Source organism: Mycobacterium sp. (assembly GCF_008709575.1).
Classification (GTDB): domain Bacteria; phylum Actinomycetota; class Actinomycetes; order Mycobacteriales; family Mycobacteriaceae; genus Mycobacterium.
In genome coordinates this window covers 1-295 of sequence record NZ_VYIK01000163.1, presented here as the reverse complement: position 1 = coordinate 295, position 295 = coordinate 1, and the positions used below count along the sequence as shown (strand labels likewise).

1 pseudogene is annotated in these 295 nt (G+C 58.6%); it reads right to left on the bottom strand.

The window, feature by feature from the left end:
- Window positions 1–295, bottom strand: a pseudogene (locus tag F6Q13_RS17540) (feruloyl-CoA synthetase); the annotation flags it as partial.

Below are 295 nucleotides of genomic sequence, written 5' to 3'. Positions count from 1 at the left end.
CATTGCCGCGTCGAACCTTTCGAGCACCACCAAACGGTCGCCGCCCAGTAGATTGGTGAGGGTGACGAAGCCATTGAAATGGTACATCGGCCCAGGAACCAGAATCGTCTGCGGTTGTGGTACCTGTGTCCAGGCGGCCATGAACGGCATGCTGAGTTCTGGCGTCCAGACCGTCTGCGCCAAATTGAGAATCACCTTGGGTACGCCGGTCGACCCGCTGCTGCATATCCCGTTGACTACAGACGAAACCACAACGGGCAGAGGGCTTTCAGACTGACTAGCGGCCGATGACGCC